At 58.2% G+C, this 6,686-nt stretch carries 6 protein-coding genes and 3 tRNA genes; 1 reads left to right on the forward strand and 8 read right to left on the reverse strand.

Annotated elements, in window-relative coordinates:
* Positions 1 to 102: 102 nt before the first annotated feature.
* From ACFC20_RS17255 to dbpA, 4 genes are all read right to left on the reverse strand, one after another.
* Positions 103 to 1,437, reverse strand: a complete 1,335-nt coding sequence (locus tag ACFC20_RS17255) for a sodium ion-translocating decarboxylase subunit beta (protein WP_375194072.1) — start codon at positions 1,435 to 1,437, stop codon at positions 103 to 105.
* A 13-nt stretch (positions 1,438 to 1,450) separates the two neighbouring features.
* Entirely contained in the window at positions 1,451 to 3,238 is a 1,788-nt protein-coding gene (gene oadA, locus ACFC20_RS17260) for a sodium-extruding oxaloacetate decarboxylase subunit alpha (protein WP_375194073.1), read from the reverse strand.
* A gap of 41 nt (positions 3,239 to 3,279) precedes the next feature.
* On the reverse strand, positions 3,280 to 3,531 hold the full coding sequence (locus ACFC20_RS17265) for an OadG family protein (RefSeq protein WP_091992420.1): 252 nt from the start codon (positions 3,529 to 3,531) through the stop codon (positions 3,280 to 3,282).
* 224 nt (positions 3,532 to 3,755) lie between these two features.
* A complete protein-coding gene (dbpA, locus tag ACFC20_RS17270) occupies positions 3,756 to 5,132 on the reverse strand; it encodes an ATP-dependent RNA helicase DbpA (RefSeq protein ID WP_375194074.1) in 1,377 nt (458 codons plus the stop codon).
* Positions 5,133 to 5,249: 117 nt separating this feature from the next.
* Here dbpA and ACFC20_RS17275 point away from each other — a divergent pair, with 117 nt between their 5' ends.
* The gene (locus tag ACFC20_RS17275) at positions 5,250 to 5,786 is read left to right on the forward strand and encodes a DUF2058 domain-containing protein (RefSeq protein WP_375194075.1); all 537 of its coding nucleotides are present in this window, start codon (positions 5,250 to 5,252) and stop codon (positions 5,784 to 5,786) included.
* Positions 5,787 to 5,829: 43 nt separating this feature from the next.
* On the opposite strand, the gene ACFC20_RS17280 is transcribed toward ACFC20_RS17275, so the two are convergent.
* The 4 genes from ACFC20_RS17280 to ACFC20_RS17295 all read right to left on the reverse strand — a co-directional run bounded on the left by ACFC20_RS17280 (position 5,830) and on the right by ACFC20_RS17295 (position 6,552).
* Complete coding sequence (locus tag ACFC20_RS17280) at positions 5,830 to 6,021, reverse strand: hypothetical protein (protein ID WP_091992417.1); 192 nt, start codon at positions 6,019 to 6,021, stop codon at positions 5,830 to 5,832.
* A 199-nt stretch (positions 6,022 to 6,220) separates the two neighbouring features.
* Positions 6,221 to 6,297 (reverse strand) — tRNA-Arg (locus tag ACFC20_RS17285).
* A 26-nt stretch (positions 6,298 to 6,323) separates the two neighbouring features.
* Positions 6,324 to 6,400, reverse strand: a tRNA-Arg gene (locus tag ACFC20_RS17290).
* 61 nt (positions 6,401 to 6,461) lie between these two features.
* Positions 6,462 to 6,552: transfer RNA gene (locus tag ACFC20_RS17295), tRNA-Ser, on the reverse strand.
* Positions 6,553 to 6,686 lie beyond the last annotated feature (134 nt).

Genomic DNA, 6,686 nt, shown 5'->3' on the forward strand with positions numbered 1-6,686 from the left:
CCAGCTCACGGGAGGACTTGCACCTCCAGGAGTGCGCCCGTGCCGGGCGCACCAAGAAAACCCCGCACAAAGGCGGGGTTTCCTCAAAGCAGCGGTAAATGATCAGCTCAACAGCTTGATCATCACACCCGCAGCCACCGCAGAGCCGATAACACCGGCCACGTTCGGGCCCATGGCGTGCATCAGCAGGAAGTTCTGCGGGTTGGCTTCCAGGCCGACCTTGTTGGAGACCCGGGCCGCCATTGGCACCGCGGATACACCGGCAGAACCGATCAACGGGTTGATCTGCTCCTTGCTCATCTTGTTCATCAGCTTCGCCATCAGAACACCGCAGGCGGTGCCGATACCGAAGGCCACGATGCCCAGGCCCAGGATACCCAGAGTCTGGGCATCCAAGAACTTGTCGGCCATCAGCTTGGAGCCAACTGACAGGCCCAGGAAAATGGTGGTGATGTTGATCAGCGCGTTCTGGGCGGTATCGCTCAGACGCTCCACCACGCCACATTCACGCAGCAGGTTACCGAAGCAGAACATACCCAGCAGCGGCGCCGCATCTGGCAGGAACAGAACCACAGCAATCAGTACAACCAGCGGGAAGGCAATCTTCTCGCGCTTGCTGACCGGGCGCAGCTGGGTCATCTTGATCTTGCGCTCTTCCGGAGAGGTCAGCGCCTTCATGATCGGCGGCTGGATCATCGGCACCATTGCCATGTAGGCATAGGCGGAAACCGCAATCGCACCCAGCAGATGCGGAGCCAGAACACTGGCCACGTAGATGGACGTGGGACCGTCAGCACCACCGATGATACCGATCGCTGCCGCTTCCAGGATGTTGAACTCCAGTACACCGGTCCAGTCCAGCAGGGCCGCACCCAGCACGGTTCCAAAGATACCGAACTGAGCGGCCGCACCCAGGAGCATGGTCTTGGGGTTGGCCAGCAACGGACCGAAGTCGGTCATTGCGCCCACGCCCATGAAGATCACCAGAGGCCCGATGGTGCTGCCGATAACCACCGAGTAGAAGTTGTAGAGCATGCCGTTGCCGTAACCGAAGTCCTGGGCAATGGAGTTGGCCATCGCCATTTCGGAATAGCTGGCCTCTTTCACCGCTACCTTGAAGGCTTCCTTAAGCTCGGGCGTTACCGCCTGCCCGGCCTGATAGGCCACGTCCAGCGGCGCCGCCAGCGCGGCCAGAATCTCGGCCGTGCCGTTCTTCAGGGCAAAGTGAATGGCATTCTCAGCCGCAGTCAGGGCAAGCCCTGCCTCCGGAATATTCGCCAGGATACCGCCGAACCCGATGGGTACCAGCAGCAACGGCTCAAACCCCTTACGAATCGCAAGGAACAGAAGAAGGAGGCCGATGGCAATCATGATTACCTGGCCGATCTCTATGTTGAACAGGCCACTGCCTGTCCAGAGCGTCATTAGTTTATCCATGGAATGCTGGCCCTTATGCGATTGTCAGCATTTCATCATCAGGAGAGACGGCATCACCGACCTTGATGAAGACTTCGCCGATGGTACCGGCCTTCGGTGCGCGAACCTCGGTTTCCATCTTCATGGCTTCGAGGATAATCAGCACATCGCCCTCTTCAACGGTATCACCCGGTGAAACCAGAACCTTGAAGATGTTGCCACCCAGAGGAGCAACCACTGGCTCACCCTCACCGGCAGCCGGGGCCGGAGTGGAAGACCCAGCAGGTGCGGAGGCAGCACCGCCTTCACCCTGGATCTGGCTGATCTCACCACCCTCGGAAACGGCCACCACGTACTTCTTGCCGTTGACTTCCACGGTGTAGGTTTCAGGGCCGGAAGCCTTCTTGGCCGGGGCAGCGTCCTCTTCGCTCGGAACCGGTTCAAACGCGTCCGGATTGTTCCGATTCTCAAGGAACTTCAGGCCAATCTGCGGGAACAGTGCGTAGGTCAGCACGTCGTCCTCGAGGTTGTCGGCCAGTTTGATGCCCTTCTCGTCCGCCAGCTTCTTCAGCTCGTCGGTCAGCTTGTCCATTTCCGGCTCAAGCAGGTCCGCCGGGCGGCAGGTCACAGGCTCTTTGCCATCCAGAACACGCTCCTGCAGCTCCTTGTTGAACGGGGCCGGCGCAGCGCCGTACTCGCCCTTCAGGATCGCGGAGGTTTCCTTGGAAATGGACTTGTAACGCTCGCCCGTCAGCACGTTCAGTACCGCCTGGGTACCAACGATCTGGGAGGTGGGCGTTACCAGCGGGATGTAACCGAGGTCTTCACGAACCTTCGGAATCTCAGCCAGCACGTCATCGAACTTGTCGATGGCGTTCTGCTCTTTCAGCTGGTTTTCCATGTTGGTCAGCATGCCACCCGGCACCTGGGCAATCAGGATGCGGGAATCGGTGCCGCGCAGGCTACCTTCGAAGCGCGCGTACTTCCGGCGTACCTTGCGGAAGTAGCTGGCGATTTCTTCCAGCAGGTTCAGATCCAGACCGGTGTCACGGTCAGTGCCTTCCAGGATCGCAACCACCGCCTCGGTGGGCGAATGGCCGTAGGTCATGCTCATGGAGGAGATGGCAGTGTCGACGTTGTCGATACCGGCTTCCGCCGCCTTGATGGCAGTGGCAGTGGACATGCCGGTGGTGGCGTGGCACTGCATGTGGATCGGGATATCCAGCTCTTTCTTCAGACGGCTGACCAGCTCGTAAGCCACGTAGGGCTTGAGGATGCCCGCCATGTCCTTGATGGCGATGGAATCGGCGCCCATGGAGGCGACTTCCTTGGCCATGTCCACCCACATGTCGATGGTGTGCACAGGGCTGGTGGTGTAGGCGATAGTGCCCTGGGCATGCTTGCCGGTTTTGCGCACGGCCTTGATGGCGCGATCCAGGTTACGCGGATCGTTCATGGCGTCAAAAATACGGAACACGTCTACGCCGTTCTCGGCGGCGCGCTCACAGAAACGGTCTACCACATCGTCGGCGTAGTGCCGGTAACCCAGGAGGTTCTGGCCACGCAGGAGCATCTGCTGCTGGGTGTTGGGCATGGCCTTTTTCAGTTCGCGAATGCGCTCCCAGGGATCTTCGCCGAGGTAACGGATGCAGGAGTCAAAGGTAGCTCCACCCCAGGATTCCAGAGACCAGAAACCGACCTTGTCGAGTTTCTCGGCAATGGGCAGCATGTCATCAAGCCGCATACGGGTGGCAAGCAGGGACTGGTGGGCGTCACGCAGGATAACGTCCGTAATCCCCAGCGGTTTCTTTGTGTCAGTCATCGTGTCAGCCTTCTGTTTAAAGGTTCTAGTCTTTTACCGGTTCACTTCTTGTGGCGGGACCGGAATTGTGCAATCGCCTTCTTGATGGCCTCGGCGGTGTCAGGGTCAACCGACGCGGGCGCCTTCGGCTTGGCACGTGGCGTTTTGGCCGGGGTTGCCGGCTCCTCTGGAGCAAACCGCAGGATGAGTTTGGACATCAGGCCGGTTGCGAACACCAGAATAATCAGGAACACAAACACAAAGCCCATACCCGCAATCATCAGATCGACGGCTTGTGACATCAGGTCATTCATATCGAACAGCTACCTGTATTGATTTAGGTTTCTCCGGAACTTGCGCGGCCTGACCAGTTAGACTAAGGTCTAATGCTCTGGCCGAACGAATTCCGTCGGCAAAATCCTGCGTAATTTACCGTTTTAGCTGCTCAGGGGCAACCTGAATGCAAAATGCTATACGGAGTTTCCGAGTGTCGAGGCCCAAAATGACACCCGGGCAACGCAGCCGTATCAGGGCTTATTCAGGCATATCGAACACGCATTTTTCGCCCCTTCACCCGACCGCTCTCGAGCCTGGAAAGCGCCCTGGCAGCCTGGGATTTTTCCACTGCCACAAAGCACTGGTGATCAAACAGATCAATCTTGCCGACCGCAGAGCCGGCAATACCAGCCTCGCCGGTTAAGGCACCGAGCACGTCCCCCGGACGCAACTTGTCCTTCCGGCCAGCCGCGATGCAAAGAGTTCTCATGGCAGGCGTTACAGGGCGAGTGGGCGTTGCCAACAGCGTTTCGGTATCGCCCCAAACCACGCTGCGACCGCGCTCGGCCTCAATACGGCTGATTTTATGGCCCTGGGCGGGCGTACAGAAGGTAATGGCATGCCCCTGCTCCCCGGCCCTGCCTGTGCGACCAATGCGGTGGGTGTGCACCTCGGGATCTCGGGCGGGCTCGGCATTGACCACCAGCGGTAACGACTTGATATCCAGTCCCCGGGCGGCAACGTCGGTGGCCACGAGAATGGAGCAGCTCTGATTGCCGAAGCGCACCAGCACACTGTCCCGATCTTTCTGCTCCAGATCCCCGTGCAGGGCCAGCGCAGAAAACCCCCGCTCTCCCAACTCGGTCGCAAGCTCATCGCAGTGTTGTTTGGTGGTGCAAAACACAATACAGGACTCCGGCTGACGCTCGGACAACAGCGCCACCACCGCATCCGTTCTCGAGGATGGCGACACCTCGTAGAAGAGTTCTTCGATATCCGGGTTGTCACCGCCGCCTTCCTGCGCCCGCACATCCAGAGGATCCTTCTGATACTGACGGCTCAGGTCACGGATGGCGGCCGGCCAGGTGGCCGAGAACATCAGTGTCTGACGCGTATGCGGCGTCTGCGACAATATGTCTTCCATCGCCTCCTGAAACCCCATGTCGAGCATCCGGTCGGCTTCATCAAGCACCACCGTTTTCAGCCGCTCAAGGGACAAGGTCTGCTTACGCAAATGGTCCTGAATCCGGCCCGGTGTTCCAACCACCACGTGGGCGCCGTGACTCAGGGAACCAATCTGAGGGCCGATTGGAACGCCACCGCAGAGCGTCAGCACCTTGATGTTCTCCCGGGCCCGGGCCAGCTCTCTGATCGCCTTGGCCACCTGATCCGCCAGCTCACGCGTTGGGCACAACACCAGGGCCTGCACCGCGAACAACTTGGGGTTCAGCCGCTCAACGAGGCTGATACCAAACGCCGCAGTTTTGCCACTGCCAGTTTTCGCCATGGCAATCACATCCCGGCCCGAGAGCCCCGGCCGGATGGCTTTTGCCTGGATTTCTGTAGGCGTTTCAAAGCCCAGATGAGCGAGGTTGGTGAGCATGGCGGGCGAGAGGCCAAAGTCATTGAAAGAAGACATAGAAGCAAATTCCGGAATCAGCACTAAGCTGGCTATGAAGGCGAGTTTGAGGGCGTATAATGGTGCGCGTCTGGCCGCAAGAATACCAGAATCCGACACGAAAGAACGGAGCAACTGATGCCATCCCTGCAGGATCAACTACTCAAAGCCGGCCTCGCCGACGAGAAAAAAGCCAAGGCCATTCGCAGCGAAAAACGCAAGCAGCGCAAGCAGCAACCCAAGGGCACCGTCCAGGAAAGCGAGGCGGAGATTCGGGCGCGCAAGGCCCGCGAGGAAAAGGCGGAGCGCGATCGCCAGCTAAACCTCGAGCGGCAGAAGGCCGCTGAGAAAAAAGCCATTCAGGCCCAGATCAGGCAGTTGGTGGAAACCAATCGGTTGGATCGAAGCCGCGGTGAAACTTCCTACCAGTTCGTTCATGACAAGAAGATCAAGAAAATCTTCGTGGACGACACCATGGTTGATCAGCTCTCACGCGGTCGCCTGGCTATTGTCTTCGTGAACGATCAATACGAGATTGTGGCCGAGGCAGTGGCGCGGAAGATCATGGAACGGGATGAAAGCGCTGTGGTTGTCCTGCACGATCGCAACGCCGATGACGCTGGCGAGGATGACCCTTACGCCGGCTATGAAATTCCTGATGACCTGATGTGGTAATGGAATAGCGGGCGCCCCGGTTCAAATCGGAGCGCCCGGGCGCTCAGTGCAACCTGTGGCGATCAAAAATCTCGCGCACCTCGCGCTCTGTCTCCTCCGGAACAATGACCTTGACCAATTTGGCCTCTTCATCCAGGTAGATATTGTCCCGTGGAATGCCGGTGGCAATCAGGTCATCCCAGGTGTTTTTCGCCTGGTCGTGGTTATCGTAAGAGCCATTGATGGTTTTGTTCATAGCACGACTCCTTCTTTCCGATAATAAATGTCCCTGCATTTTTCAGCGTAGGATCGAAGGCACGAGTTGTGCAAATATTGATCAGCCCAAAATTGACCGGGAGCAATTGAACCTCTTATCGGCTCAAATCATCCCAGCTATACAAAGCAAAACGCCTCAGCCTGTGGGGTACACAAACTGAGGCGTCTTGATCTTTATTTGGCGCGGCTGGGAGGATTCGAACCTCCGACCGCCTGGTTCGTAGCCAGGTACTCTATCCAGCTGAGCTACAGCCGCTTGAAACTGATTGCAGTGTCGATCGATGGCGCGGCTGGGAGGATTCGAACCTCCGACCGCCTGGTTCGTAGCCAGGTACTCTATCCAGCTGAGCTACAGCCGCACATTGATCGATTGCAGTGGCCGAATGCTAATTCAGCCTGTCTCTTTCCCCGGGAGGGAAATGGCGGAGAGGGAGGGATTCGAACCCTCGATACGCGCAATGCGTATGGTTCCTTAGCAGGGAACTGGTTTCAGCCACTCACCCACCTCTCCTTGAGAACGGGGCGTATACTACCATAATTTTTCTGTTTTCATAGGGTTGACACGAGATTTTTCAGTCCCGCCTGGCCCGCCATCGAGTAGGAGGGGGAGTTACCTCCCCCGTCCTCTCACACCACCGGGCATAC

It is taken from the genome of Marinobacter sp. (assembly GCF_041984545.1).
Lineage (GTDB): Bacteria > Pseudomonadota > Gammaproteobacteria > Pseudomonadales > Oleiphilaceae > Marinobacter.

What these genes read in the sequence shown, in the direction of transcription:
- ACFC20_RS17255 (WP_375194072.1), bottom strand. Translation starts at nt 1,437, where the DNA reads ATGGATAAACTAATGACGCTCTGGACAGGCAGTGGCCTGTTCAACATA.
- oadA (WP_375194073.1), bottom strand. Translation starts at nt 3,238, where the DNA reads ATGACTGACACAAAGAAACCGCTGGGGATTACGGACGTTATCCTGCGT.
- ACFC20_RS17265 (WP_091992420.1), bottom strand. Translation starts at nt 3,531, where the DNA reads ATGAATGACCTGATGTCACAAGCCGTCGATCTGATGATTGCGGGTATG.
- dbpA (WP_375194074.1), bottom strand. Translation starts at nt 5,132, where the DNA reads ATGTCTTCTTTCAATGACTTTGGCCTCTCGCCCGCCATGCTCACCAAC.
- ACFC20_RS17275 (WP_375194075.1), top strand. Translation starts at nt 5,250, where the DNA reads ATGCCATCCCTGCAGGATCAACTACTCAAAGCCGGCCTCGCCGACGAG.
- ACFC20_RS17280 (WP_091992417.1), bottom strand. Translation starts at nt 6,021, where the DNA reads ATGAACAAAACCATCAATGGCTCTTACGATAACCACGACCAGGCGAAA.